General features: G+C 67.9%; 21 protein-coding genes and 2 tRNA genes. 10 read left to right on the top strand and 13 right to left on the bottom strand.

Annotated features, from left to right (window positions below):
• Nucleotides 1–71: 71 nt before the first annotated feature.
• The 3 genes from ACH4S7_RS12890 to ACH4S7_RS12880 form a co-directional block, all read right to left on the bottom strand.
• On the bottom strand, nucleotides 72–1910 hold the full coding sequence (locus ACH4S7_RS12890; protein WP_398521163.1) for a caspase family protein: 1839 nt from the start codon (nucleotides 1908–1910) through the stop codon (nucleotides 72–74).
• The gene (locus ACH4S7_RS12885; RefSeq protein WP_398521162.1) at nucleotides 1910–2308 is read right to left on the bottom strand and encodes a hypothetical protein; all 399 of its coding nucleotides are present in this window, start codon (nucleotides 2306–2308) and stop codon (nucleotides 1910–1912) included. Before ACH4S7_RS12885 ends, ACH4S7_RS12890 begins: the two co-directional genes overlap by 1 nt.
• Before the next feature lie 355 nt (nucleotides 2309–2663).
• Nucleotides 2664–2736, bottom strand: a tRNA-Ala gene (locus ACH4S7_RS12880).
• A gap of 203 nt (nucleotides 2737–2939) precedes the next feature.
• On the opposite strand from ACH4S7_RS12880, the gene ACH4S7_RS12875 reads away from it, so the two are divergent.
• On the top strand, nucleotides 2940–3488 hold the full coding sequence (locus ACH4S7_RS12875; RefSeq protein WP_250919357.1) for a DNA-binding protein: 549 nt from the start codon (nucleotides 2940–2942) through the stop codon (nucleotides 3486–3488).
• 61 nt (nucleotides 3489–3549) lie between these two features.
• Nucleotides 3550–5301 (top strand): protein kinase, encoded by a 1752-nt coding sequence (locus ACH4S7_RS12870; protein WP_398521161.1) that lies wholly within the window; start codon nucleotides 3550–3552, stop codon nucleotides 5299–5301.
• Between the two features lie 283 nt (nucleotides 5302–5584).
• Here ACH4S7_RS12870 and ACH4S7_RS12865 read toward each other — a convergent pair whose 3' ends face one another.
• From ACH4S7_RS12865 to dnaA, 10 genes are all read right to left on the bottom strand, one after another.
• Nucleotides 5585–5719, bottom strand: coding sequence for a DLW-39 family protein (locus ACH4S7_RS12865; RefSeq protein ID WP_003958712.1), 135 nt, complete (start codon nucleotides 5717–5719; stop codon nucleotides 5585–5587).
• A gap of 170 nt (nucleotides 5720–5889) precedes the next feature.
• Nucleotides 5890–5963: transfer RNA gene (locus ACH4S7_RS12860), tRNA-Ile, on the bottom strand.
• 83 nt (nucleotides 5964–6046) lie between these two features.
• Entirely contained in the window at nucleotides 6047–6688 is a 642-nt protein-coding gene (locus ACH4S7_RS12855; RefSeq protein WP_398521160.1) for a DUF3566 domain-containing protein, read from the bottom strand.
• Nucleotides 6689–6691: 3 nt separating this feature from the next.
• The gene (gene gyrA / locus ACH4S7_RS12850; protein ID WP_398521159.1) at nucleotides 6692–9310 is read right to left on the bottom strand and encodes a DNA gyrase subunit A; all 2619 of its coding nucleotides are present in this window, start codon (nucleotides 9308–9310) and stop codon (nucleotides 6692–6694) included.
• A 41-nt stretch (nucleotides 9311–9351) separates the two neighbouring features.
• Nucleotides 9352–11415, bottom strand: coding sequence for a DNA topoisomerase (ATP-hydrolyzing) subunit B (gene gyrB / locus ACH4S7_RS12845; RefSeq protein WP_398521158.1), 2064 nt, complete (start codon nucleotides 11413–11415; stop codon nucleotides 9352–9354).
• 451 nt (nucleotides 11416–11866) lie between these two features.
• Complete coding sequence (locus ACH4S7_RS12840) at nucleotides 11867–12430, bottom strand: DUF721 domain-containing protein (RefSeq protein WP_398521157.1); 564 nt, start codon at nucleotides 12428–12430, stop codon at nucleotides 11867–11869.
• The gene (gene recF / locus ACH4S7_RS12835; protein WP_398521156.1) at nucleotides 12427–13572 is read right to left on the bottom strand and encodes a DNA replication/repair protein RecF; all 1146 of its coding nucleotides are present in this window, start codon (nucleotides 13570–13572) and stop codon (nucleotides 12427–12429) included. Before recF ends, ACH4S7_RS12840 begins: the two co-directional genes overlap by 4 nt.
• Before the next feature lie 30 nt (nucleotides 13573–13602).
• Nucleotides 13603–14481, bottom strand: a complete 879-nt coding sequence (gene gnd / locus ACH4S7_RS12830; RefSeq protein WP_398521155.1) for a phosphogluconate dehydrogenase (NAD(+)-dependent, decarboxylating) — start codon at nucleotides 14479–14481, stop codon at nucleotides 13603–13605.
• Between the two features lie 137 nt (nucleotides 14482–14618).
• Nucleotides 14619–15749 (bottom strand): DNA polymerase III subunit beta, encoded by a 1131-nt coding sequence (gene dnaN, locus ACH4S7_RS12825; RefSeq protein ID WP_398521154.1) that lies wholly within the window; start codon nucleotides 15747–15749, stop codon nucleotides 14619–14621.
• Nucleotides 15750–16804: 1055 nt separating this feature from the next.
• Nucleotides 16805–18574 carry a chromosomal replication initiator protein DnaA gene (gene dnaA / locus ACH4S7_RS12820; protein WP_398521153.1) on the bottom strand — a complete coding sequence of 590 codons (1770 nt, stop codon included), beginning with the start codon at nucleotides 18572–18574 and terminating at the stop codon, nucleotides 16805–16807.
• A gap of 378 nt (nucleotides 18575–18952) precedes the next feature.
• Here dnaA and rpmH point away from each other — a divergent pair, with 378 nt between their 5' ends.
• The 8 genes from rpmH to ACH4S7_RS12780 all read left to right on the top strand — a co-directional run bounded on the left by rpmH (nucleotide 18953) and on the right by ACH4S7_RS12780 (nucleotide 25134).
• Nucleotides 18953–19090: a 50S ribosomal protein L34 gene (gene rpmH / locus ACH4S7_RS12815; protein ID WP_327274149.1), complete on the top strand. Its 138-nt coding sequence runs from the start codon at nucleotides 18953–18955 to the stop codon at nucleotides 19088–19090.
• Nucleotides 19091–19108: 18 nt separating this feature from the next.
• Nucleotides 19109–19480, top strand: a complete 372-nt coding sequence (gene rnpA, locus ACH4S7_RS12810) for a ribonuclease P protein component (RefSeq protein ID WP_398521152.1) — start codon at nucleotides 19109–19111, stop codon at nucleotides 19478–19480.
• Nucleotides 19477–19836 (top strand): membrane protein insertion efficiency factor YidD, encoded by a 360-nt coding sequence (gene yidD, locus ACH4S7_RS12805; RefSeq protein ID WP_398521151.1) that lies wholly within the window; start codon nucleotides 19477–19479, stop codon nucleotides 19834–19836. Before rnpA ends, yidD begins: the two co-directional genes overlap by 4 nt.
• Nucleotides 19837–19839: 3 nt before the next feature.
• The gene (gene yidC, locus ACH4S7_RS12800; RefSeq protein WP_398521150.1) at nucleotides 19840–21081 is read left to right on the top strand and encodes a membrane protein insertase YidC; all 1242 of its coding nucleotides are present in this window, start codon (nucleotides 19840–19842) and stop codon (nucleotides 21079–21081) included.
• A gap of 14 nt (nucleotides 21082–21095) precedes the next feature.
• A complete protein-coding gene (locus ACH4S7_RS12795; protein ID WP_398521149.1) occupies nucleotides 21096–21608 on the top strand; it encodes a protein jag in 513 nt (170 codons plus the stop codon).
• Nucleotides 21609–21721: 113 nt separating this feature from the next.
• Nucleotides 21722–22438 carry a 16S rRNA (guanine(527)-N(7))-methyltransferase RsmG gene (gene rsmG / locus ACH4S7_RS12790; RefSeq protein WP_398521148.1) on the top strand — a complete coding sequence of 239 codons (717 nt, stop codon included), beginning with the start codon at nucleotides 21722–21724 and terminating at the stop codon, nucleotides 22436–22438.
• A gap of 525 nt (nucleotides 22439–22963) precedes the next feature.
• Nucleotides 22964–24040, top strand: coding sequence for a ParA family protein (locus ACH4S7_RS12785; RefSeq protein ID WP_398521147.1), 1077 nt, complete (start codon nucleotides 22964–22966; stop codon nucleotides 24038–24040).
• Nucleotides 24037–25134, top strand: a complete 1098-nt coding sequence (locus ACH4S7_RS12780; protein ID WP_398521146.1) for a ParB/RepB/Spo0J family partition protein — start codon at nucleotides 24037–24039, stop codon at nucleotides 25132–25134. Before ACH4S7_RS12785 ends, ACH4S7_RS12780 begins: the two co-directional genes overlap by 4 nt.
• The last annotated feature ends 117 nt before the right edge of the window (nucleotides 25135–25251 follow it).

Raw genomic sequence — 25251 nt, 5'->3', positions numbered from 1 at the left:
AAGCCGGATCTCGCGTCCGCAGCGAAGGGCTTCCTTCCCTTCCGTCACTTCCGTCACTTCTGTCACTTCTGTCAGGCGGGTCGGTCGGGCAGCTCGCCGACCGCCGCGGTCACCAGCTCGGTGGCCATTCGCCGCAGCCGGTCCTCTCCGAGGTCTCCGCCCACGGTGAGATTCAGCGTCTCGACCGCCAGGCTGCCGTTCTGGTCGTTGTAGGTCAGATGAACCACCCGGATGAGACAGGTGTCCGGGCCCTCTCCATCCGGCTGGACGACGGCATCGCGGCCTTCGATCTGCGTGAGGAAGCCCTCGTCGGCGGTCGGCGACTGGTCACGGTCGAACCGCACCCCCACCCGGAGTTCACTGGAGGTGCTCCGCCAATTGCATCCCCAGTTGCCGTAGTTGGCGTCCGAGATCTTCACCCCCGCGCCGAGGAAACCGGCGAGCCGGTCCAGGGTCAGCAGGGCGCAGGCGTCCACATGCGCCAGTGACGCCTCCGCGAACTCCGGCGAGCGCCTGGCGATCCTGCCCTGGTTGAGTACGGCGATGGCGCTGTCGGTGGCCGTCTCGGCGATGGCGCACAGCGGCGCCGAGCCCTTGCGCTGTTTCGCGATGACCGTGATGTTCACACCGTCGTCGCCGGGTGGCAGCAGTGTCTGGCCGCAGTTGTCGGAATCATCGGGCACATCCACCACACCGACTCCGCCCACCGTGCGCTTGGGCGGGGGGAGCTTCGCCTTCCCGCCGTTGTCGAAGAAGACCATGACGTCGACGGTCTCGCCGTCGACGGTTTCGATCAGGACATCGCACCGGTTGAAGTTGCCGTAGTCCCTGTCGACCCGCGCGGTGCCGTAACGCGCGAGCGCCGGAGCGTCCATCAAGGCACAGGGGTCGACCGTACGGCGGTCACCGATGACCGATGCTCCTCCCGAGGAACCGGGCGTCGCGACGGGGCTCGACGCGTTGGGCCGCCGATCCTCCGTGCCCTCGCCGGGCCACCCGCGGAACGGCGGCAGGGGCAGAAAGGGCAAGGCCAGCGCCACGGCAACGGCCACCCCGGCCGCCAGGACCCGGGGGCTCTTGAACAGCTTCCCGAAGCGGCGCCGTTCCGACTTCTGGTCCCCGGCCGGGCGCGGGAGCGGAGCCGGCGCGAGACGCGGCCGGGCGGCCCGCCCGCTGCCGGGGTCCCACTGGTTGCGGAAGAGGGTGATGCCGTGGCCGGCGTTACGGGCGAGTTGCTGCGGGACCGGCCGCTGCTTCGCGGTCAGCTCCCGGCGCATATGCCGGAAGAGGGTCTCCATCTCCAACAGGGCCGGAGCGTCGGGGACTCCTTCACCGAGGGCCTTCACCAGTTCACCGGTGAAAGCGGTGAACGGCTCCCCCACCGGGGCCCAGGCGAGTTTGGTCTCGGCGGACGCCGTCATCAGATAGGTGCCCTCGACGGCGGCTCGGGCCGCCACCTCCTCCGGGGTTCCCATATGCCCCTCCAGCGCCCGTCCGCTGTAGCAGCAGTCCAGGATCACCACCCGGCTGGGCGCGGCACAGGTGTCCACCAGTTCATGGCGGAGCCAGTCGTAGGAAACGGCCTTGAAGAGCCGCTCGGGGTGGGATTCCGGCAGGCCCAGACAGAGATCCGCGCTGGGCGAGAGCAGTCCGTGGCCCGCGAAGTAGACCAGGAAGGCATCCTGCGCGGTGCAGGCGGCTTCGTGCACGGCGTCGAGGACGATCTCGTTCGACACCGGATTGTGCAGGACGACGCAGTGGTCCGGTGGCAACCCCCACACCGCGGGGTCCATCAGCAGCGCGGCGAGGGTGTCGATGTTGTTGCGTACGGCCGGCAGATCCGGCAGGAACCGGTAACCATCGACCCCGATCAACACCGCGCGGGACCGGGCGGGGTCCGGCAGGCCCATCACTCGCTCCCGCCGGTACGGGCCAGCGGCTGATCCGCGCCACGGTCCACGGGCTCGCCGGGCGCCACGGGTCTCAGCGCTGCCACGATGCGCCGCACCGATTCCTCCGAACCGTCCTGCACGGTGACCGTCACACCGTCGACCGTGATGGTCACCGGGGGCGCCGTGGGACGTACCGCCCGCCAGGCCGCATAGGAGAGCGCGAGGTTCAGGGCGGCAAAGCCCTGCCCGAGCACCAACTCGATGATCTCCACGGCGCCCATGGCGCCGGGCTGCGGGAGGGGCTCCAGCCGTATCTCCACCCGGCCCCGAAGATCATCGTCCCGCCGAAACCATCGATGGAGATCGGCGACCGCCGCATCGCCTCGATCCTCCAGGACACCGATCTGTATCCGCATGGCTTCCCCAACCGCTCCCCGCGTGGCCGAACTATCCACAAGGAGAACGAGCCAGCGGCCGACACGACACGTCCCACCACCCGAGCCCGGCTGCGCCCCTCCCGCGCCCGGCCCCCTCCGCCGCCCCACCCGGAAAGCAGCCCCGTCCCACCCGGAAGCCGCACAGAGGGAGCGGCACGGAGGAGGCGGCACAGAGGGAGCGGAACAGCAGCCCGATACATCCCCTTCTCCAGCTAGCTGGTGGATGTCACGACCGGCGACATCTGCCAGCGACATGGGGACAGGGGCGCCGGCTCCATAGCCACGAAGAAACCCCCCGACATGCGTTTCCGCAGGTCAGGGGGTTCTTGAGAAGTGGAGCCTAGGGGAGTCGAACCCCTGACATCTGCCATGCAAAGACAGCGCTCTACCAACTGAGCTAAGGCCCCTCAAAGGTGGGTGTGACCGATCGGACTGACGTCTCGGCCACTGCCGCAAACAAGAGTACCGGGTGATCCGAGTGATCCCGCAAAAGGATTGGGACTACCAGTGCAAAAGGATTGGGACTCCCGGTGGACGACCACGCTCCGTAAGATGCTCATCGTGGTTCGCAGCAGCGAAGCCCGCTTGGGGAAGCGATGGGGAGACGCACATGGACGCCGCACAACAGGAGACGACCGCAAGAGCCCGCGAACTGCAGCGCAGCTGGTACGGAGAGCCGCTGGGGGCGCTCTTCCGTCGGCTGATAGATGACCTGGGTCTGAACCAGGCCCGTCTCGCCGCTGTGCTCGGACTGTCGGCTCCCATGCTGTCCCAGCTGATGAGCGGCCAGCGCGCCAAGATCGGAAACCCTGCGGTCGTCCAGCGGGTACAGGCCCTGCAGGAACTGGCGAGCCAGGTCGCCGACGGCAGCGTCAGCGCCGTCGAGGCCACCGACCGGATGGAAGAGGTCAAGAAGTCTCAGGGGGGCTCCGTCCTGACCGGCACCAGCCAGACCACCAGCAGCTCAGGGGCGCCGACGGTGCGCCGCGTCGTGCGGGAGATCCAGTCCCTGTTGCGGTCCGTCGCAGCGGCGGGGGACATCATCGACGCCGCCGACTCCCTCGCCCCGACCCACCCCGAACTGGCAGAGTTCCTCCGGGTCTACGGCGCCGGGCGCACCGCCGACGCCGTTGCCCACTACGAGTCGCATCAGAGCTGACCACCGAGGCTGATCCGAAGCACCAACGCCTCACAAGGGAACGGGGAGCGGACGCAGCGCCATGGGTGAGGTCTTCGCCGGTCGGTATGAGCTGATCGACCCGATCGGGCGCGGTGGTGTCGGTGCCGTGTGGCGCGCCTGGGACCACCGGCGCCGTCGCTATGTGGCGGCGAAGGTGCTGCAACAGAGCGATGCGCACACCCTGCTGCGCTTCGTCCGCGAGCAGGCATTGCGGATCGACCATCCCCATGTCCTCGCACCGGCGAGCTGGGCCGCGGACGACGACAAGGTGCTGTTCACCATGGATCTGGTGAGCGGCGGGTCGCTGGCCCATGTGATCGGCGACTACGGACCGCTGCCGCCCCGCTATGTGTGCACTCTCCTCGACCAGCTTCTGTCCGGGCTGGCCGGGGTGCACGCGGAGGGGGTCGTCCACCGCGATATCAAGCCGGCGAACGTCCTGCTGGAGGCCACCGGGACCGGCCGTCCCCATCTGCGGCTGTCCGACTTCGGGATCTCCATGCGCAAGGGCGAACCCCGGCTGACCGAGACCAACTACGTCGTGGGCACCCCCGGTTACTTCGCGCCCGAGCAGATGTCGGGTGCGGAACCGGATTTCACGGCCGATCTCTTCGCGGTCGGCCTGGTCGCGCTCTATCTGCTCCAGGGCCAGAAGCCCGACTCCGGCGCCCTCGTCGAACACTTCATCCACTACGGGACCCCCGGAGCCCCCCAGGGGATGCCTGAGCCTCTGTGGCAGGTACTGGCCGGGCTGCTCCAACCGGATCCGGAGGCGCGTTTCCGGACCGCGACGGGGGCGCGAAAGGCCCTGGCGTCGGCCGTCGAAATGCTCCCGGAGGCCGGACCCGACGACGAGCCCGTCGAGATCTTCGACCAACTGGGCCCGCTTCCCACCGGCTTCGGCCCGGACGGCCCCGAGAGAACACCCACGCCCGGCCCCCGCCCGTCGTCCCCGCCCACTCCACCGGTGGCGCTCCCCGACCACGGCTCGGACAACCCAACCGGAACCCCACCCCCGCCACCACCCGCCCCGGCCGGCCCACCCGGCACCGCTTCTGCCGGCACCGCTCCCGGCCTTCCACCCGCTGGCCCGCCTGGGACCACGTCCGGTGCTCCACCCGACGCCGGGCCCGACGCCGCCCCCACACAGGCGCCTGGCACCGCGCCCGTGTGGCCACCGGGGCACACCGCCAGACACGCATCCGTACAACCGCCCGACAGCGCACTGAAGGACCGTGCCCCACAGGCGTCTGAAGCCGCGTCCGGCGCCGCGTCCGGCGCTCCGATATCCGCGCCCCCCGACTCCGCGCGGAGCGGCGCACAGCCCCTCACACGGCCACCGTCGGAACCTCCATGGACCGGTGGCTTCCCGGTGCCCCCACCACCGCCCCAACCGCCCACACCACCGCCGCACCCGGCCCGGCCGACCGCGCCACTCACCGGGCAGGCACCCGTACAACCAACGCCGACACCGGCCCAGGCGCCGGCCGGCACCCCCGCTTCCGTACCCGCGCACCATGGCTCCCCCTCCTACGCCTACGCACCCGAGCCATTGCCCTGGGCGCCACAGCCGCCGCACCCCACGCCGACCGCCCCCACCACCCCGGGGCGCCCCGAACCGGCTCTCACTCGTAAATACACCGCCCAGAGCCCCCAGGTTCCCCTCGCGCGGACACCCGCCAGGCGAGCGGCCCGGCGACGGGCGGGACCGCCCCCGAAGGTCGCGGTCCCGGTACTGGTCCTGGCGCTCATCTGCTTCGCCGTGGGCTTCTGGGCGCTGTCCCAGCCCTGAGCCAGGAGGAGAGCCGGGCAACGGTCCAGGGCCGCATCAGGCGGCCGAGACGACCAGCGGGGACAGCGGGGACCGGGCGGCGGCGGACGGCCCGTACGACCAGACGGAGAGCCCGGGAGCGAAGCGGGAGCACACAGGTCCCGCCATTCGCAGTGGCAATTCAAAAATTCACAGAAGTGAAAGAGTCATCCCCGAAACAGTCACCCTCGGGCGACGACCCCCCGGACAGCGCGAAGCCCCGGCCGCTTCACGCGACCGGGGCTCCGACCAAGAATGCTGCGTCTCACACACCCGAACCTGCGGGCACGGAGTCGGTCGCCTCCGTCCACAGATCCTGCTCGGCGCGATCCGCCTGGATCTGGCGGTACACGAGGAGCCCGCCGATGGCGGCCAGTGCGACCAGGAGAAGCTTCTTCACCGCGCGACCTCGTCTTTCCTTGACGTATGAGGACTTCTGCCGCCCGACTATACACACCGACCGATACCGATCAGTGACCTGCGTATGCGTTCTCCACGGCTCAACTAAGCGCACGAAGCAACGCGATCGGCCCGTACGGAGTCACTCCGTACGGGCCGATTTCACAACTGTGGGGCTAACAGGATTTGAACCTGTGGCCTCATCCTTATCAGGGATGCGCTCTAACCAACTGAGCTATAGCCCCGCCGCGCTCTGCGCTGACCTCTGAAGATTAGCGCACGTCTGGCGCAGCTCCCAAATCCCGGGGTCCGAAGCCCCCGAGCAGGGCTACTCGTCCTCCGCCAGCGTCAGCTCCACACCGCCCACAAAGCCCGCGGACAGGTTGTAGATAAACGCTCCGAGGGTCGCCAGCGCGGTGGCCAGCACCACGTCGATCACCGCGATGACCGAAGTGAAGATCAGCACCCGCGGGAGCGAGAGGAACGACTGGAGATCGAATCCATTGCTGTCCGTGGAACCGGTCGCCTCGCTGATCGTGCCGCCGACCGTGGAGAAGACACCCATCGCGTCCATGACCATCCACAGCACCGCCGAGGCGACGACCGTGCAGATTCCCAGGGCGATGGAGAGCAGGAAACTGACCTTCATCACCGACCACGGGTCGGCCTTGGCCACCCGCAGCCGCGCCTTGCGGGTGCGCGGCGTCGTCCGCGCACCCGTGCGGGGCAGCCGTACACCCGTCTGGGTCCCGCCGTCGCTTTGGGGCGTCTGGTACGCCTGCGGCGGTCGGTACGGCTGTGCCGACTGCTGCTGCGGCGCCGGCTGGTCGCCGCCGAACTTCTCGAACGGGGGTTTAGCCCCCCGGGCGTCCGCCACCGTAACCCCCTTGGAGTCCGTGGCAGGGCCACGGGCACCGCTCGTTCCAGCAGCTGCACCAGTGGTTGAACCGGCGCCCGTGGCTCCGCTCACGCTCTACTCCTCGTGCTCCCCGGCCGAGGGCTCCGTGCCCTCGACTGCCGTCTCGGCCACACCATCGGCCTCGTCGGTCTCTACGACGTCATCTGAGACGTCATCGTTCCCGTCGACCTCTTCGGCCTCGCGGCCGGCCTCGGCGTTACGAGCGATACCGACCACGGCATCGCGCTTGCCCAGGTTGATCAGTTGGACGCCCATGGTGTCACGGCCCGTCTCCCTGACTTCATTGACTCGCGTGCGAATCACACCACCGCCGAGGGTGATGGCGAGAATCTCGTCCGTCTCCTCGACCACCAGGGCGCCCACGAGCGATCCGCGGTCCTCCACGATCTTGGCAGCCTTGATGCCCAGACCGCCACGGCCCTGGACGCGGTACTCGTCGACCGCGGTCCGCTTCGCGTACCCACCGTCGGTAGCAGTGAACACGAACGTACCCGGCCGCACCACATTCATCGAGAGGAGCTCGTCTCCCTCGCGGAAACTCATCCCCTTGACGCCCGAGGTCGCGCGGCCCATCGGGCGCAGCGCGTCGTCGGTCGCGGTGAACCTGATCGACTGGGCCTTCCTGCTGATGAGCAGCAGATCGTCCTCAGCCGACACCAGCTCGGCGCCGATCAGCTCGTCGTCGGCGCCGGCCTCGGTCTCCCGGAGGTTGATGGCGATGACACCACCCGAGCGCGGCGAGTCGTAGTCCTTCAGCGAGGTCTTCTTGACCAGGCCGCCCTTGGTGGCGAGCACCAAGTAGGGGGCGGCGTCGTAGTCGCGGATCGCCAGGATCTCGGCGATCTGCTCGTCCGGCTGGAAGGCCAGAAGATTGGCCACATGCTGCCCCCGCGCCTCCCGGCCGACGTCCGGCAGTTCATACGCCTTGGCCCGGTAGACCCGGCCCTTGTTCGTGAAGAACAGCAGCCAGTGGTGGGTGGTGGAGACGAAGAAGTGGTCGACGATGTCGTCTTCCTTGAGCTTGGTGCCCCGGACGCCCTTGCCGCCGCGCTTCTGCGAGCGGTAGTCGTCCGTCTTCGTGCGCTTCACATAGCCGCCACGCGTGATGGTGACGACGATGTCCTCCTCGGCGATCAGGTCCTCGATGGACATGTCACCGTCGAACGGCACCAGCATGGAGCGCCGGTCGTCGCCGAACTTGTCGACGATCACGGCCAGCTCTTCGCTGACGATCCGACGCTGCAGATCGGGCGAGGCCAGGATCGCGTTGTACTCGTTGATCTTCAGCTGCAGCTCGTCGTGCTCCGCGACGATCTTCTGCCGCTCCAGAGCGGCCAGCCGGCGTAGCTGCATCTCCAGGATGGCGTTGGCCTGGATCTCGTCGATCGAGAGCAGGGCCATCAGGCCCGTGCGTGCGACGTCGACCGTGTCGCTGCGCCGGATCAGCGCGATGACCTCGTCGATGGCGTCCAGCGCCTTCAGCAGACCGCGCAGGATGTGCGCCCGCTCCTCCGCCTTGCGCAGCCGGAAGCGCGTACGGCGGACGATGACCTCGATCTGGTGGTGCACCCAGTGCCGGATGAAGGCGTCCAGCGACAGCGTGCGCGGCACGCCGTCGACCAGCGCGAGCATGTTCGCGCCGAAGTTCGTCTGAAGGTCGGTGTGCTTGTAGAGGTTGTTCAGCACGACCTTGGCGACGGCGTCGCGCTTGAGCACGATGACCAGGCGCTGGCCGGTACGGGACGAGGTCTCGTCGCGTACGTCGGCGATGCCGCCGATCTTGGCGTCCTTCACCAGGTCGGCGATCTTCTGCGCGAGGTTGTCGGGGTTGACCTGGTACGGAAGCTCCGTGACCACCAGGCACTGGCGGTTCTGGATCTCCTCGACCTGGACCACCGCGCGCATCGTGATGGAACCGCGACCGGTGCGGTACGCCTCCTCGATGCCCTTGCGGCCCACGACCAGCGCGCCGGTCGGGAAGTCCGGCCCCTTGATCCGCTCGATCAGCGCGTCGAGCAGCTCTTCGTGGCTCGCGTCGGGGTGCTCCAGCGCCCACTGGGCGCCGGCCGCGACCTCGCGCAGATTGTGCGGCGGGATATTGGTCGCCATGCCGACCGCGATGCCCGCCGAGCCGTTGACGAGCAGATTCGGCAGCCGGGCCGGGAGCACCGTCGGCTCCTGGTTGCGGCCGTCGTAGTTGTCCTGGAAGTCGACGGTCTCCTCGTCGATGTCCCGGAGCATCTCCATGGAGAGCGGCTTGAGCTTGCACTCGGTGTAGCGCATGGCGGCGGCCGGGTCGTTGCCCGGGGAGCCGAAGTTGCCGTTGGAGTCCACCAGCGGCAGCCGCATGGACCACGGCTGGGCCAGTCGCACCAGGGCGTCGTAGATCGAGGAGTCGCCGTGCGGGTGGTACGTACCCATGACGTCACCGACGACGCGGGCGCACTTGTAGAAGCCCTTCTCGGGCCGGTAGCCGCCGTCGTACATCGCGTAGAGCACTCGACGGTGGACGGGCTTGAGCCCGTCCCGTACGTCGGGCAGCGCGCGCGAGACGATGACGGACATCGCGTAGTCGAGGTACGAGCGCTGCATCTCGGTTTCGAGCCCGACGGGCTCGATCCGCTGCGTGAGCTCTTCTTCAGTGCTGGCGGGGTTGGGTGTCTCGTCGGCCATTGCTGGTCGTCAATCCTTTCGTGCGGTCAGCGGAGACCGACTCAGATGTCGAGGAAGCGGACGTCCTTGGCGTTGCGCTGGATGAAGGAGCGCCGGGCCTCGACGTCCTCACCCATCAGCACCGAGAACAGGTCGTCCGCCTGCGCGGCGTCGTCCAGCGTGACCTGGCCGAGGACGCGGTGCTCCTGGTCCATGGTGGTGATCCGCAGTTCCTCGGCGTTCATCTCGCCGAGGCCCTTGAAGCGCTGGATCGAGTCCTCCTTGATCCGCTTGCCCTGCCCCTTGCCCAGCTCGACGAGAGCGTCGCGCTCACGGTCCGAGTACGCGTACTCGAAGTCGTCCCGACCCCACTTGATCTTGTACAGCGGCGGACGCGACAAGAACACGTGCCCGGCCTCGACCAACGGCCGCATGAAGCGGAAGAGGAAGGTCAGCAGCAGCGTGTTGATGTGCTGACCGTCGACGTCGGCGTCCGCCATCAGGATGATCTTGTGATAGCGGAGCTTCTCGATATCGAAGTCCTCGTGGACTCCGGTGCCGAAGGCCGAGATGAGCGCCTGGACCTCGGTGTTCTGAAGGATCTTGTCGATCCGGGCCTTCTCGACGTTCAGGATCTTGCCGCGGATCGGCAGGATGGCCTGGTACATCGGGTTACGGCCGGACTTCGCCGAGCCACCGGCGGAGTCACCCTCGACGATGAAGATCTCGCACTTGGTCGGGTCGTTCGACTGGCAGTCGCTGAGCTTGCCCGGCAGCGAGGCCGATTCCAGCAGGCCCTTACGACGGGTGAGGTCACGGGCCTTCCGGGCGGCGACCCGGGCGGTCTGCGCCTGGATCGACTTGCGGATGATGTCCGCGGCCTCGTTGGGGTTCCGGTCGAACCAGTCCGTCAGGTGCTCGTGCACCACCTTCTGGACGAAGGTCTTCGCCTCGGTGTTGCCCAGCTTGGTCTTGGTCTGGCCCTCGAACTGCGGCTCGCCCAGCTTGACCGAGATGATCGCCGTCAGACCCTCGCGGATATCCTCGCCGCTGAGGTTGTCGTCCTTCTCGCGCAGCAGCTTCTTGTCGCGCGCGTACCGGTTGACGAGGCCCGTGAGAGCGGAGCGGAAGCCCTCCTCATGGGTACCCCCCTCATGCGTGTGGATGGTGTTCGCAAAGGAGTAAACGCCCTCGCTGTACTGAGAGTTCCACTGCATCGCGATCTCGACGGAGAGCATCCGCTCACGGTCTTCGGCCTCGACGTCGATCACGGTGGGGTGGATCAACTCGCCCTTGCGCGAGTTGAGGTACTTCACGAAGTCGACGATGCCGCCCTCGTAGAAGTACGTGACCGTGCGGACCTGCTCCTCGTCCGACTCCTCGACGGTTTCGGCGGCGGCGGTGGCCTTGGCCGACTCGCGCTCGTCGGTCAGCGACAGGGTGAGGCCCTTGTTGAGGAAGGCCATCTCCTGGAAGCGGCGCGAGAGCGTCTCGAAGGAGTACTCGGTCGTCTCGAAGATGTCGCCGTCGGCCCAGAACGTCACCGTGGTGCCGCTGTCGTCGGTCGCTTCGTTCCGCGCGAGCGGGGCGGTGGGGACGCCGAGCTTGTAGTCCTGGGTCCAGCGGTAGCCGTCCCTCTTGACCTCGACGGCGACCCGGGAGGAGAGCGCGTTGACGACGGAGACACCGACGCCGTGCAGACCGCCGGAGACGGCGTAACCGCCGCCGCCGAACTTGCCGCCGGCGTGCAGGACGGTGAGGACGACCTCCACGGCCGGCTTGTTCTCCGACGGGACGATGTCGACGGGGATGCCGCGGCCGTTGTCGATGACGCGGACGCCGCCGTCGGCCAGGATCGTCACGTCGATGGTGTCCGCGTGCCCGGCGAGGGCCTCGTCGACGGAGTTGTCGACGACCTCGGACACGAGGTGATGAAGCCCACGCTCACCGGTCGAGCCGATGTACATGCCGGGGCGCTTGCGGACCGCGTCCAGCCCTTCGAGGACGGTGATCGCGCTGGCGTCGTACGAGGCGGTGACCTCGCCGCTTCCGACGGCGGTGGTGGACGGGATGTTCTCGTTGGGGTTGCCGGAATCGGCCACGAAGCGCCCTTTCTGGCACAGCACAAGCCGTTCTCCGGGCAGGCGGGAGCGGCTGCGTCGTTCGACATGTTCCGCAAGGTGGCGGGATTGTCCACCAGTCTACCGGTACCGCCGATGCGAATGGGGGTTTGCCGGTGGCTGAGTCCGCATGTGCCGCCCTGAACCCTCACCGTCCGACTCCCCATATGCGGGGAGGGGCCTCAGGAGGCTCACGCAGGCATTGAGCGCTTTGGCCTGTCAGTGGGTGGCTACGGTGCGGAACGCCTCGCCGACCGAGGCCGACGGAGCTCCGCGGGGACCCGGGAGGGCGAACGGAAGAATCCATTCCGCACGGAGCGGCGACGGGAGCGGCGGAGGCCGGAAGCCATCACGGGGTTCGCCCCCGGCGGGGCGCACCACCCAGCGGCGGAGGCCGGCGAAGGGGCCCAAAAATCAGAAACGGGGCTGCCCGGCCGGGCCGGCGCGCGGCCGATGCTCACCCGTAGGTGTCGCCCGGCCCCGTACTCCCCGGTGCCCGCAGCGGCCCGTAGTTCTTCCGCGGGCCGCCGGGGCCCAGCACCTTGATCAGCCGGACGGTCCCCTGCCCCAGGTCCTCGTTCAGCCGGGCCACCAGCCGGGGGGCCAGCAGCCGCAGCTGCGTCGCCCACGCCGTCGAGTCGCACTGCACCGTCAGCACCCGCTCGTCCGGCTCCTCGTCGTACCGCAGGGGCACACAGTGATTCGCCAGGTCATCGCCCACGATCTGCGGCCAGCGGCCCATCACGCCACCCACCGCGGCCGGCGTCTCCCAGCCGCGCTCAGTGATCAGTCGATTGATCGCGGCGCCCAACTGAAGGGGGTCGCGGCCATCCGCCCGTGCGCCGGAGCGAAGTCCACCACCCCGCCTGGCCTGCCGTTTCTCCTGGGCGGCTGCACCTCGCGCCCGAGCCTGCTCCTTGGCCGCCCGCAGGGCGACCCGCGCGAGATCCACACCGGAGGACTCGGGCGCCGGGGAGGCGGGCGTGGCAGAGGAGGGAGAAGGGGAGGGCGATTCGCTCATGCGCGCGCCACCTCACCCTCGGAGACCGCGTACCGCACCCCGGACAGCACACCGGGCACATCGTCATCGACCGCGGCCGTCACCAGGACCTGCTCACCCGGAGCCACCAGCTCCGCCAAGCGCTCACGGCGGCGGGCGTCCAGCTCGGCGAAGACGTCGTCCAGCACGAGGACGGGCTCATTGCCCTCCGACCGGAGCAGGTCGTACGAGGCCAGCCGGAGCGCCAGCGCGTAGGACCAGGACTCACCGTGGCTGGCGTACCCCTTCGCCGGGAGCCGGCCCAGCTTCAGCACCAGCTCGTCCCGGTGCGGGCCGACCAGCGTCACTCCCCGCTCGATCTCCTGTTTGCGCGCCTCGCCCAGGGCGGCGATCAGCTCGCCGTACAGCTCTTCCCTGCTCCGGGGCTCGACTTCGGCGCTCTCCGGACCACGGGCGGAGGAACGGTACTCCAGGGTGATCGGACCACCGCCGGGCGCCAGCGACTCGTACGCCTTGTCGGTCAGCGGCATCAGCGTCGCGATCAGCTCCATCCGCTGCGCCAGCAGCTCCGCACCAACCTGTGCCAGATGCTGGTCCCAGACGTCCAGTGTGGACAGATCGGCACCGGCCTTCGCCCCGCCGTGCCGGCGCGCGAGCGCCGCCGACTTCAGCAGGGTGTTGCGCTGCTTGAGCACCCGGTCGTAGTCGGAGCGGACGGCCGCCATCCGGGGCGAGCGGGCGGTGACCAGCTCGTCCAGGAAGCGCCGCCGGTCACCGGGGTCACCCTTCACCAGCGCCAGATCCTCCGGCGCGAAGAGTACGCTCCGGACTATCCCCACCACATCACGCGGTCTGACCTGCGACGATCTATTGATACGGGCCCGATTCGCCCGCCCCGGGTTGAGTTCGAGCTCCACGAGCTGGGAGCGCTCGCCCTGGGTGACGGCCGCCCGGATCACGGCACGCTCCGCCCCGACCCGTACCAGTGGAGCGTCCGACGAGACGCGGTGGCTGGCCAGGGTCGCGAGATAGCCGACCGCCTCGACCAGATTGGTCTTGCCCTGCCCGTTCGCCCCGACGAACGAGGTGACGCCCGGGTCGAGCGGAACCTCGACCCGGGCGTACGAGCGGAAGTCGGCCAACGACAGATGCGTGACATGCATGGTGGTGGCCGACCTCCCCCGGCTCAGGGCTTACTTCTTGTTCTCCACCGCGTGGCCACCGAACTGGTTGCGCAGCGCGGCGATCATCTTCATCTGCGGGGAGTCGTCCTGGCGGGAGGCGAACCGCGCGAACAGCGACGCGGTGATCGCGGGCAGCGGTACGGCGTTGTCGATGGCGGCTTCCACCGTCCACCGGCCCTCGCCGCTGTCCTGCGCGAACCCGCGCAGCTTGTCCAGGTGCTCGTCCTCGTCCAGCGCGTTGACCGCGAGGTCGAGCAGCCAGGACCGGATGACCGTGCCCTCCTGCCAGGAGCGGAAGACCTCGCGCACATCGGTGACCGAGTTGACCTTCTCCAGCAGTTCCCAGCCCTCGGCGTACGCCTGCATCATGGCGTACTCGATGCCGTTGTGGACCATCTTGGCGAAGTGACCCGCGCCCACCTTGCCCGCGTGGACCGCGCCGAACTCGCCCTCGGGCTTGAGGGCGTCGAAGACCGGCTGCACCCGCGCGACGTGGTCGGCGTCGCCGCCGTACATCAGCGCGTAGCCGTTCTCCAGGCCCCAGACGCCGCCGGAGACTCCGCAGTCCACGAAGCCGATGCCCTTGATGCCCAGCTCGACGGCATGCTTCTCGTCGTCGGTCCAGCGGGAGTTTCCGCCGTCCACGACGATGTCGCCGGGGGAGAGCAGCTCGGCCAGTTCATCGATGGTGGACTGGGTCGCGGCACCGGCCGGGACCATCACCCACACCACCCGCGGGCCCTTCAACTTCTCCACAAGCTCCTGGAGGCTGTGGACGTCGGCGAGGTCCGGGTCCCGGTCGTAGCCGATGACGGTGTGGCCCGCGCGGCGGATGCGCTCGCGCATGTTGCCGCCCATTTTGCCGAGGCCGATGAGGCCGAGCTCCATCTCAGTGTCCTTAAGCGTCGTATGCCGATTCGTAACCGCTTCCGAGCCTACGCCGGGCCGCTCGCCACAGCCCGACGGGCCCGCCCCGGTGGGAGCAGGCCCGTCGTGATCACACGGTCGGCGGCCCTGTGGCGGACTCAGCCCGAGAGCCGTACGGGCATGATCAGGTACTTGTAGGCGTCGTCCGCCTCCGCGTCCAGGGCCGGCTTGCCACTGAGCAGCGCGGGCTTGGTGGAGGTGGTGAACGACAGCTGGGCGACCGGTGAGTCGATCGCGCTCAGGCCGTCGAGCAGGAAGGTCGGGTTGAAGGCGATCGAGATGTCGTCGCCGTCGAGCTGGGCGTCGACCCGCTCCACAGCCTGTGCGTCGTCGCTGGAGCCGGCCTCCAGGATCAGCACGCCCTGCTCGAAGCTGAGCCGCACCGGGGTGTTCCGCTCGGCGACGAGGGCCACGCGCTTGACGGCCTCGACGAACGGCGCGGTCTCGATCACCGCCACCGAGTTGAACTCGGTGGGGAAGAGCGTGCGGTACTTCGGCAGGTCGCCTTCGAGCAGCCGGGTCGTGGTCCGTCGGCCGGCACCCTCGAAGCCGATCAGGCCCTCGCCGGCACCCGAGCTGGAGAGCGCCAGCGTGACCGTGTCACCGCTGGTCAGAGCCTTGGCGGTGTCCAGCAGGGTCTTGGCGGGGACCAGTGCGACCGCGGACGCGTCCGGGTTCTCCGGCTTCCAGAGGAACTCACGGACCGCGAAGCGGTAGCGGTCGGTGGAGGCCAGGGTGACGGTCTCGCCCTCGATCTCGATCCGTACGCCGGTGAGCACCGGGAGGGTGTCGTCGCGGCCGGCCGCGATGGCGACCTGGGCGGCGGCGGAGGCGAAGATCTCGCCGGGCACGGTGCCCGTCGCGGTCGGCATCTGCGGGAGCGCCGGGTACTCCTCCACCGGGAGGGTGTGGAGGGTGAAGCGGGAGGATCCACAGACCACGGTCGCCCGTACACCGTCTGTGGAAATCTCGACCGGACGGTTGGGGAGAGCGCGGCAGATGTCCGCCAGCAGCCGACCGGAGACGAGCACGGTGCCGGTCTCGTCGATGTCCGCCTCGACCGAGACCTTGGCCGAGACCTCGTAGTCGAAGCTGGAGAAGCTGAGCGCGCCGTCCTCGGCCTTCAGCAACAGGCCCGCGAGTACGGGCGCCGGCGGACGGGCCGGGAGGCTGCGGGCCACCCAGGCCACCGCCTCGGCCAGTACATCGCGCTCAACCCGGATCTTCACCGGAACCGCCTCCTGCTGTTGCTCTCGCCCTTGCTGGCCATCGTCGTCGGCTGTGTCGCCGGGGACCAGTCTGACGTACGGCGCCGACAGTCGGTGCGGCTCGGGGTCAAGTCGTGACCAGAGGTCCTGGAGGCGCCGGAGCCGAGTTGTGCACAGGACCGACTTCGAAACCAATTCCCCGGTAACTATGAGTGGCAGTAGTAGTAGGGCCTGTGGAAACGGTGGATAACGTCGTTCGCGCAGGTCAGACCCGTTTTTTTGTCCACCGACCCTGTGGGTGACACCGGTGGATAACCGGGGGTCTCTGTGGACACAGAAAAGTTCTGCACACTCGATGCACAGGCAGGGGGTAGTTCTCCCCAGCTCTGTCCCCAGCTTTACCCACGTTCCCCACAGCCCAATCCGGCTCCTTGGTGTGACGGCTTTCACTCGACACGGTGAGAGCGGGTGTCGTGTTGCCGAACAGTGGACAGCGGTGTGGAGAAGCTGTGGGCAACCCCGCTCCGCCTGTGGGTCGCCGGTGGACAACCTTGAACACAGGCTGTGGACGAAATCTCTGTCCACAGCCTGTGGATGACGGTTGGCCACAAATCCACAAGCAGTTGACCTGCTGTGATGGAGTATCAGCAGCCGCGCCTGTGGACACAGTCTGGACAACTTCCCAGTCCCCAGGCTGTGGATGGAAGAAAGTCCCCAGATCTGTGGAGAACCTCACTGGACGGGTGGGTATTCGAACAGCGGCGGCGGCGCGAACCGCTCGGATCCATGGCGGGCTCCCCGTAAAACCTCTTGCGGGACCTCCCGAAACCGTCCGCACGACGCTCCTCCCAGGCCCGTACAGACAAGCGCGCCGGGCTCCGCGCCGGTGCGGAGGCGCCGCCCGACGCCCCTGACGGCCGGCGAAGTCTCCGTATGTACTGAGGTGTTCCGGGGCCGTGCCGGGTCTGTCCGCGGGGGCTGTGTACGCGTCCCGACGCGCGTCCTCGTGGCCCCATGCGAACGCCCCGGGAGGGGTGGACCTCCCGGGGCGTTTCTGAGCGTGCCGTGCGGCCGTGTCAGCCGTTCTTGATGCGGTTGGTCAGCTCGGTGACCTGGTTGTAGATGGAGCGTCGCTCGGCCATCAGCGCGCGGATCTTCCGGTCCGCGTGCATCACCGTCGTGTGGTCCCGGCCGCCGAACTGTGCGCCGATCTTCGGCAGCGAGAGATCGGTCAGCTCACGGCAGAGGTACATCGCGATCTGCCGGGCCGTGACCAGCACCCGGCTGCGGGAGGAGCCACAGAGATCCTCCACCGTCAGCCCGAAGTAGTCGGCGGTCGCCGCCATGATCGCGCCCGCGGTGATCTCCGGCGCCGAGTCCTCGCCCCCGGGGATCAGGTCCTTCAGCACGATCTCGGTGAGCCCCAGGTCGACCGGCTGCCGGTTGAGCGACGCGAAGGCCGTCACCCGGATCAGCGCGCCCTCCAGCTCACGGATGTTGCGCGAGATCCGTGACGCGATGAACTCCAGCACCTCCGGCGGCGCGTTGAGCTGCTCCTGGACCGCCTTCTTACGGAGGATCGCGATTCTGGTCTCCAGCTCGGGCGGCTGGACATCGGTGGTCAGACCCCACTCGAAGCGGTTCCGCAGCCGGTCCTCCAGCGTCATCAACTGCTTCGGTGGCCGGTCGGAGGAGAGCACGATCTGCTTGTTGGCGTTGTGGAGGGTGTTGAAGGTGTGGAAGAACTCCTCCTGCGTCGACTCCTTGCTCGCCAGGAACTGGATGTCGTCGACCAGCAGGATGTCCACATCCCGGTACCGCTTCCGGAAGGTGTCGCCCTTGCCGTCCCGGATCGAGTTGATGAACTCGTTGGTGAATTCCTCGGAGCTGACGTACCGCACCCGGGTGCCCGGGTAGAGGCTGCGCGCGTAGTGCCCGATGGCGTGGAGCAGATGCGTCTTGCCGAGCCCCGACTCCCCGTAGATGAAGAGGGGGTTGTACGCCTTCGCCGGCGCCTCGGCCACCGCGACGGCCGCCGCGTGCGCGAACCGGTTGGACGCGCCGATGACAAAGGTGTCGAAGAGATACTTCGGATTCAGCCGGGCCTGCGGCTCGCCGGGACCGGGCGCCGGCGAGGGGCGCGCGCCCAGCGGCCCGGGCGCGCCCGTGGGGCCCCCGCGGTGCGGTGCCTGGGGCTCGGACCGCTCGTGGCGCTCCTGCCGCTGCTGCTCGTACGACCGGTGCTCCGGCGGCTGCGGCGAGCGGTAGTCGTGCTGGGGCTGGTGCGGACGGGTGGTGGCGTACGGGTCGCGGTCCTGGTAGCCGCCGAGGCGCGGCTGCTGCCAGGACAGGTCCTCCTGGCCACGCGGCCAGGCGCCGGGCTCCGGACGCTGCTGCTGGTAGTCGGGGTACGCCGGGCGGATCTCCGGCAGCCCGTCGTCGGCCGGCCGGTGTCCGTATCCGCTGTACGGGTCGTTCTGCGCGTAGTGGTCGTTCTGCTGTTCGTCGTGCTGCGGTCCCTGATAGCCGCGCCCCGGCGGCTGCGCAGGATTCTGCTGCGGCGCCGGTTCGCCCGCGGAGTCGTCGACCGTGATCGCGATCCGAATGGGGCGACCGCACTCCCGACTCAGTGTTTCGCTGATCAGCGGGGCGAGCCGGCCTTCGAGTACGCGCTTGCCCCATTCATTGGGTACGGCGAGCAGCGCGGTGTCCGCGACCAGCGCGAGCGGCTGGCAGCGCTCGATCCACTGCTTGTCCTTGGGCTCGATGCCCTGCTGGCCGTCTGCGAGAAGCTGTTCCAGCACTCGTGGCCACACTGCGGCAAGATCGGCAGGTACGTCAGCCACAAGGCACGCTCTCTCGCGGGTCCCACGAATGTGTGGTTCTGGGGACGGGATGGAAAAACAGGCAGGACAGACAGGGACAGCAGGAAAAGATCCGGAGTTCAGCCAAGGTAGTCAGGCCGACCCGCGCGGTTCAAGTTGTTGTCCACAGCCTGTGCACAGTGGTCTCCACCGTAGCCTTGGTTTGACCGGATGGCGTAGCCGCGCGTACCGTAAACAGGTCGAGTTGTCGATGGCTGCTGCCGCCTGCCTCCGATGGGCAAAGATCACGGTCTGTGATCGTGAAGCGGTGCACTAGGGCGTATACGCGAGCTTCTCGTGGGCGCACGGTGACAGCCAGGCGATGTCCCGCCACCTACGAGTCATTTCTGGAGCCCCCGAGTGAGCAAGCGCACCTTCCAGCCGAACAACCGTCGTCGTGCCAAGACCCACGGTTTCCGTCTGCGCATGCGTACCCGTGCCGGCCGCGCGATTCTCGCGTCTCGCCGTGGCAAGGGTCGCACCAACCTGTCCGCCTGATCACGTACAGGTCGTGACGTGCTGCCTTCCGAGAATCGGCTGAGGCGGCGCGAGGACTTCGCGGCCGCGGTCCGACGAGGACGCCGGGCAGGACGCCCGCTTCTCGTCGTCCATCTACGCAGCGGTTCACCGGACCCGCACGCGCCTGGGGAGAGCGCTCCCCCGACGTGTGCGGGTTTCGTTGTGAGCAAGGCAGTAGGCGGAGCGGTCATCCGCACCAAGGTCAAGCGCAGGCTGCGGCATCTGATGCGCGACCGTCTCTCCGAGCTGCCCCCCGGTAGCCTGGTGGTCGTACGGGCGCTGCCCGGCGCGGGCGACGCCGATCATGCACAGCTGGCCCGAGACCTGGACGCCGCTCTTCAGCGGTTGCTGGGAGGGGGCGCGCGATGAAGTACCCGCTGCTGGCTCTGATCAAGCTGTACCAGTGGACGATCAGTCCCCTGCTGGGGCCCGTCTGCAGGTACTACCCGTCGTGTTCCCACTACGGATACACGGCCATCGACCGGCACGGTGCGGTGAAAGGCACGGTGCTCACCGGCTGGCGGATCCTGCGGTGCAATCCGTGGTCGCCAGGTGGTGTGGACCATGTGCCGCCCCGCAAACGCCCGCGGTGGCACGAGATGCTGCGTGATGCCTTGCGTGGCAGCAAGGGCGGGCACTCCGCCGCCGATGTGCCTCCCCGGGGGACGGTTCCCGAACCCCCGAGTGCGGCCGCAGAGACCTCGCCCAATGCTCAAGGAGCCTGATTAGTGGACACGATTGCCAGTCTGTTCAGCTTTATCACGACACCTGTTTCGTGGATCATCGTCCAGTTCCACAAGCTGTACGGGGCGGTCTTCGGCCCCGATACGGGCTGGGCCTGGGGACTGTCCATCGTGTCGCTGGTCGTCCTGATCCGTATCTGTCTGATCCCGCTCTTCGTGAAGCAGATCAAGTCGATGCGGAACATGCAGGCGCTCCAGCCGAAGATGAAGGCGATCCAGGAGCGCTACAAGAGCGACAAGCAGCGTCAGTCCGAAGAGATGATGAAGCTGTACAAGGAGACGGGTACCAACCCGCTCTCCTCGTGCCTTCCGATCCTCGCGCAGTCGCCGTTCTTCTTCGCCCTGTACTACGTGCTCTCCAACATCGCCTCCGGCAACACCGTCGGCGTGATCAACGAGTCGCTCCTCGACAGCGCGCGTCAGGCACATATCTTCGGTGCTCCGCTGGCGTCGAAGTTCATGGACAGCCCGGAGAAGGTCGCCGCGCTCGACGCCACCCTGACCGATGTGCGCATCGTCACCGCGATCATGATCATCATGATGTCGGCGTCGCAGTTCTACACGCAGCGCCAGCTGATGCAGAAGAACGTCGACCTCACGGTCAAGACGCCGTACATGCAGCAGCAGAAGATGATGATGTACATCTTCCCGGTCATCTTCGCCGTGATGGGTGTCAACTTCCCCGTCGGTGTTCTCGTCTACTGGCTGACCACCAACGTGTGGACCATGGGCCAGCAGATGTATGTGATCAACCAGAACCCGACCCCCGGCAGCAAGGCCCAGGACCAGTACCTCACTCGTCTGCTGAAGTCGACCACCTCGCACGGTGAGGTCCGGTCGCGGCGGAAGCGCAACGTCGTGCAGGCGATCGTGGCCAAGGCCACCTCGGACCGTAATGAGAACGAGCGTCGGTTCATCACCGGCCTCGCCAAGGCCGGCTTCGCCGCGCAGCCCGACGGCACGGTGGAGAAGAGCACCACGGCTGTCGACGAGGCCGAGGGCGGCCCCTCGCAGCGGCGCCAGCAGCCCAAGCGGCAGACCAAGGCGAAGCGCCAGGCCGGCGTCGTCGGTGACTCCCCCGAGACCGGCACCAAGCCCTCGCTGGAGAAGAAGGCGCCGCAGGACGCCAAGCCGAAGACGGCCGGGAAGCCCGCCGCACGCCAGCAGCCCAAGTCGGGACAGCGCAAGGGCCAGCAGCGGCCCAAGCACCCGTCGTCCAAGAAGTAAAAAGGAGTCCATCCGTGACGGAAGGCACCATCCCCGCCGCCGCCGAGGAAGGCGACACCCTTACCCGCCTTGAGCAGGAGGGGGAGATCGCCGCCGACTACCTCGAAGGTCTGCTCGACATCGCCGATCTCGACGGCGACATCGACATGGACGTCGAGGCAGACCGGGCTGCTGTCTCGATCATCAGTGATTCGGGCAGCCGGGAACTTCAGAAGCTCGTCGGACGGGACGGTGAGGTTCTGGAGGCGCTCCAGGAGCTGACCCGGCTCGCCGTGCACCGGGAGACCGGTGACCGGAGCAGGCTGATGCTCGACATCGACGGGTTCCGGGCGCAGAAGCGTACGGAGCTTGCCGAGCTCGGCGCCAAGGCATCCGACGAGGTCAAGAGCACCGGGCAGCCGGTGAAGCTGGACCCGATGACTCCCTTCGAGCGCAAGGTCGTGCACGACGCGGTCGCCGCCGCAGGTCTGCGCAGTGAGTCCGAGGGCGAGGAGCCCCAGCGCTTCGTCGTCGTACTCCCCGCCTGACCGCCCAACGTTTCATCGGCCCCGTCTGTATCGCAGACGGGGCCGATCTTTGTCAGCCTGATAGTCAGCCCCCGGTCCACATTGCGACACTGCGGTACGGAAGGACGGTCCCCGTGACGGAGGAAGCGGAGCTTCCCCAGGCGCCTGACGCGGCGCGGACGGTTTTCGGAGATTACTTCCCCGAAGCCGTGCGGTACGCGGAGCTTCTGGCTGATGCCGGAGTCAAGCGCGGTCTCATCGGCCCCCGCGAGGTACCGCGGCTGTGGGAGCGCCATCTGCTGAACTGCGCGGTCCTCTCCGAGGTGGTGCCGGAGGGGGTCACAGTCTGCGACGTGGGGTCGGGAGCCGGCCTGCCGGGCATCCCCCTGGCGCTGGTACGCCCCGATCTGAAGATCACCCTCCTGGAACCGCTGCTGCGGCGGACGAACTTCCTCCAGGAAGTCGTCGAGCTGCTGGGCCTGGACCATGTGACGGTGGTACGCGGTCGTGCCGAGGAGGTCCTCGGCACCCTGACTCCCGTGCATGTGGTCACGGCGCGTGCGGTGGCCCCGCTGGACCGGCTGGCGGGCTGGGGTGTGCCGCTGCTGCGTCCGTACGGGGAGATGCTGGCGCTCAAGGGGGACACGGCCGAGGAGGAGCTTCAGGGGGCCCGTGCCGCGCTGAGCAAGCTCGGCGTACTGGAGACCTCGGTACTGCACGTCGGTGAGGGGCTCGTCGATCCGCTCTCCACGGTGGTGCGCGTCGAGGTGGGGGAGAGTCCGGGTGGAGTGCGCTTCGCGGCGAAGCGGGCGAAGGCCGCGAGGACCAGCCGCACCCGTCGACGTCGCTGAACTTGCCAGGGAGCTTTAGGCAGCCACGACTTCGAGGACAGGACTGGGGCATTGCCGAGCCTGTCCGGCATCGCTCTCTCTGTCCGGGGGGACGCCGAAGCCGCTCGGTGAGGGATCCCTTCCGCGGAGAGTCGACTCGGGCGGTGCCTTGGCTGGCCTCTTCCGGGAACCCACGCCCCGCCGACGCGATCGGCGGGGCGTTCTCGATGAGAGGTCGGTCCAAGGTAATTCCTGCGGTTGATCTCTCCCGGCGCTTCGCATCCCGGCACTTCGTACTGTCTATGAGCGATGCTCCATACAAGCTTCCATACGTACGCATTGCGGAGTGTCGTGCGGATGTCGTCTTGCGGTCCGTGCATCGTGTTTCACGTGAAACGTCGCTCACTGCTGCAAGGAATCATCAGCCGCGGGCGGGCTGCCGCCCCGATCCGGAGCCGGAGGCCCCTCGGACGGGTCACGGAGTTGTCCACAGAGGCGGATTCGTCCACAGAAGCACGGGCCTCATTGGTTCATGACCCCGAAAGCATGGCAGGCTCTGTTCATCGCGAGTCTGAAGTCGAGGAGAGTGAATCCTTGCGGTCCGACGCCAACATCGCGGGACCGATGGCCGATCCGGTCCCCGGTCCCCGTACCGAGTCGCCGGGAGAGGATGTTTCACGTGAAACACCGCCCCCGATGGACGACACCCCCATCGGCCGAGCTGCACAGCTGGCCGTGGAGGCACTGGGACGTGCCGGCGAGGGTCTGCCCCGACCAGCGCAGACACGCATCATGGTGGTCGCCAACCAGAAGGGCGGCGTAGGGAAGACCACCACCACGGTCAACCTCGCCGCCTCGCTGGCCCTGCACGGCGCACGCGTCTTGGTGGTCGACTTGGACCCCCAGGGCAACGCCTCCACGGCGCTGGGAATCGATCACCACGCCGAAGTTCCCTCGATCTATGACGTCCTGGTGGAGAGCAGACCGCTCTCCGAGGTGGTCCAGCCAGTCCCGGACGTCGAAGGTCTCTTCTGCGCCCCCGCCACCATCGATCTCGCCGGTGCGGAGATCGAGTTGGTGTCGCTGGTGGCGCGGGAGAGCCGACTACAGCGGGCCATCCAGTCCTATGAACAGCCGCTGGACTACATCCTCATCGACTGTCCGCCATCGCTCGGTCTGCTGACCGTGAATGCGATGGTCGCCGGTGCTGAGGTGCTCATTCCCATCCAGTGTGAGTACTACGCGCTGGAGGGGCTGGGGCAGTTGTTGCGGAACGTGGACCTGGTGCGGGGGCATCTGAACCCGACCCTGCATGTGTCGACGATCCTTCTCACCATGTATGACGGCCGGACTCGGCTCGCCTCACAGGTGGCGGAGGAGGTCCGCACTCACTTCGGCGAAGAAGTGTTGCGGACGAGCATTCCCCGATCGGTCCGTATCTCGGAGGCTCCGAGCTATGGGCAGACGGTCCTGACCTACGACCCGGGTTCCAGCGGATCCCTGTCGTACCTTGAGGCGGCTCGGGAGATCGCGTTGCGGGGAGTCGGTATTCACTACGACCCCCAGCACGCGCACTCGGTAGCCCAGAACAGCCAGCAGAACATCTCGGAGGGGATCCAGTGAGCGAGCGACGTAGAGGATTGGGGCGTGGGCTCGGTGCCCTGATCCCTGCGGCTCCCCAGGAGAAGCAGGTGCCCCCCAGCGGGGCTTCCGGCTCTCCGGGAGCGAGTCCGGTGCTGACCGCGGAGCGCGGTGTGGCAGCGGCCAAGGTGACATCACTTCCTGCGGCGACCGTGGCGCCCGAGGCGACCACCCCGGCGGCGGAGCGTGTGCCATCGCCGAGCGATCCGTCCGGCGCCCACTTCGCCGAGATCCCCATCGACGCGATCACGCCCAATCCGCGTCAGCCCCGTGAGGTCTTCGACGAGGACGCTCTGGCCGAACTGGTCACCTCCATCAAAGAGGTGGGCCTTCTCCAGCCGGTCGTGGTCCGTCAGCTGGGACCCGAGCGGTATGAGCTCATCATGGGCGAGCGCCGCTGGCGGGCATGCCGTGAGGCCGGCCTGGAGCGGATTCCGTCGATCGTCCGGCACACCGATGACGACAAGCTTCTCCTGGACGCGCTGCTGGAGAACCTCCACCGTGCGCAACTGAACCCGCTGGAAGAGGCCGCCGCCTACGACCAGTTGCTCAAGGACTTCAAATGCACGCATGACCAGTTGGCGGACCGGATCGGGCGGTCACGTCCCCAGGTCTCCAACACCCTGCGTCTGTTGAGGCTGTCTCCCTCCGTTCAGCGCCGAGTCGCTGCCGGAGTGCTCTCGGCCGGCCATGCGCGGGCACTGCTCTCGGTGGAGGATTCCGAAGAGCAGGACCGCCTCGCCCACCGGATCGTGGCCGAAGGGCTGTCGGTGCGGGCGGTCGAGGAGATCGTGACGCTGATCAACTCAAGCCAGAAGAGTGCGGTGAAACCGAAGGGCCCGAGAGCGGGCACTCGGGTAGCTCCTGCCCTCTCCGACTTGGCCTCACGGCTCTCGGACCGCTTTGAGACGCGAGTGAAGGTCGACCTCGGGCAGAAGAAGGGGAAGATTGTCGTCGAGTTCGCCTCGATGGACGATCTGGAGCGCATCCTCGGCACCCTCGCCCCCGGTGAGGGGAAGGTTCTGGAGGCGAAGCTCGGTCAGGACAGCGAAACCGACCAGGACATCGAGAGCTGACGAAGGCCGCTTGATGCACCGTGCGGGCCGTGTCTGGGTGATTGCCCGGGGGCGGTCCGCCTCTGCGTTGTGACGGTGTCGGGAGCGGAAAGGTCGATACGATGCGATGGCAGGGAC

It is taken from the genome of Streptomyces sp. NPDC020965 (assembly GCF_044333555.1).
GTDB lineage: Bacteria > Actinomycetota > Actinomycetes > Streptomycetales > Streptomycetaceae > Streptomyces.
The sequence above is the reverse complement of the archived record's forward strand: the minus strand, read 5'-3'. Positions and strand labels throughout refer to the sequence as shown.

Excerpts from the sequence above, each read along its gene's own strand:
- ACH4S7_RS12890 (WP_398521163.1), bottom strand. The coding sequence starts at position 1,910 with ATGGGCCTGCCGGACCCCGCCCGGTCCCGCGCGGTGTTGATCGGGGTC.
- ACH4S7_RS12885 (WP_398521162.1), bottom strand. The coding sequence starts at position 2,308 with ATGCGGATACAGATCGGTGTCCTGGAGGATCGAGGCGATGCGGCGGTC.
- ACH4S7_RS12875 (WP_250919357.1), top strand. The coding sequence starts at position 2,940 with ATGGACGCCGCACAACAGGAGACGACCGCAAGAGCCCGCGAACTGCAG.
- ACH4S7_RS12870 (WP_398521161.1), top strand. The coding sequence starts at position 3,550 with ATGGGTGAGGTCTTCGCCGGTCGGTATGAGCTGATCGACCCGATCGGG.
- gyrA (WP_398521159.1), bottom strand. The coding sequence starts at position 9,310 with ATGGCCGACGAGACACCCAACCCCGCCAGCACTGAAGAAGAGCTCACG.
- ACH4S7_RS12840 (WP_398521157.1), bottom strand. The coding sequence starts at position 12,430 with ATGAGCGAATCGCCCTCCCCTTCTCCCTCCTCTGCCACGCCCGCCTCC.
- recF (WP_398521156.1), bottom strand. The coding sequence starts at position 13,572 with ATGCATGTCACGCATCTGTCGTTGGCCGACTTCCGCTCGTACGCCCGG.
- gnd (WP_398521155.1), bottom strand. The coding sequence starts at position 14,481 with ATGGAGCTCGGCCTCATCGGCCTCGGCAAAATGGGCGGCAACATGCGC.
- yidD (WP_398521151.1), top strand. The coding sequence starts at position 19,477 with ATGAAGTACCCGCTGCTGGCTCTGATCAAGCTGTACCAGTGGACGATC.
- ACH4S7_RS12785 (WP_398521147.1), top strand. The coding sequence starts at position 22,964 with ATGGCAGGCTCTGTTCATCGCGAGTCTGAAGTCGAGGAGAGTGAATCC.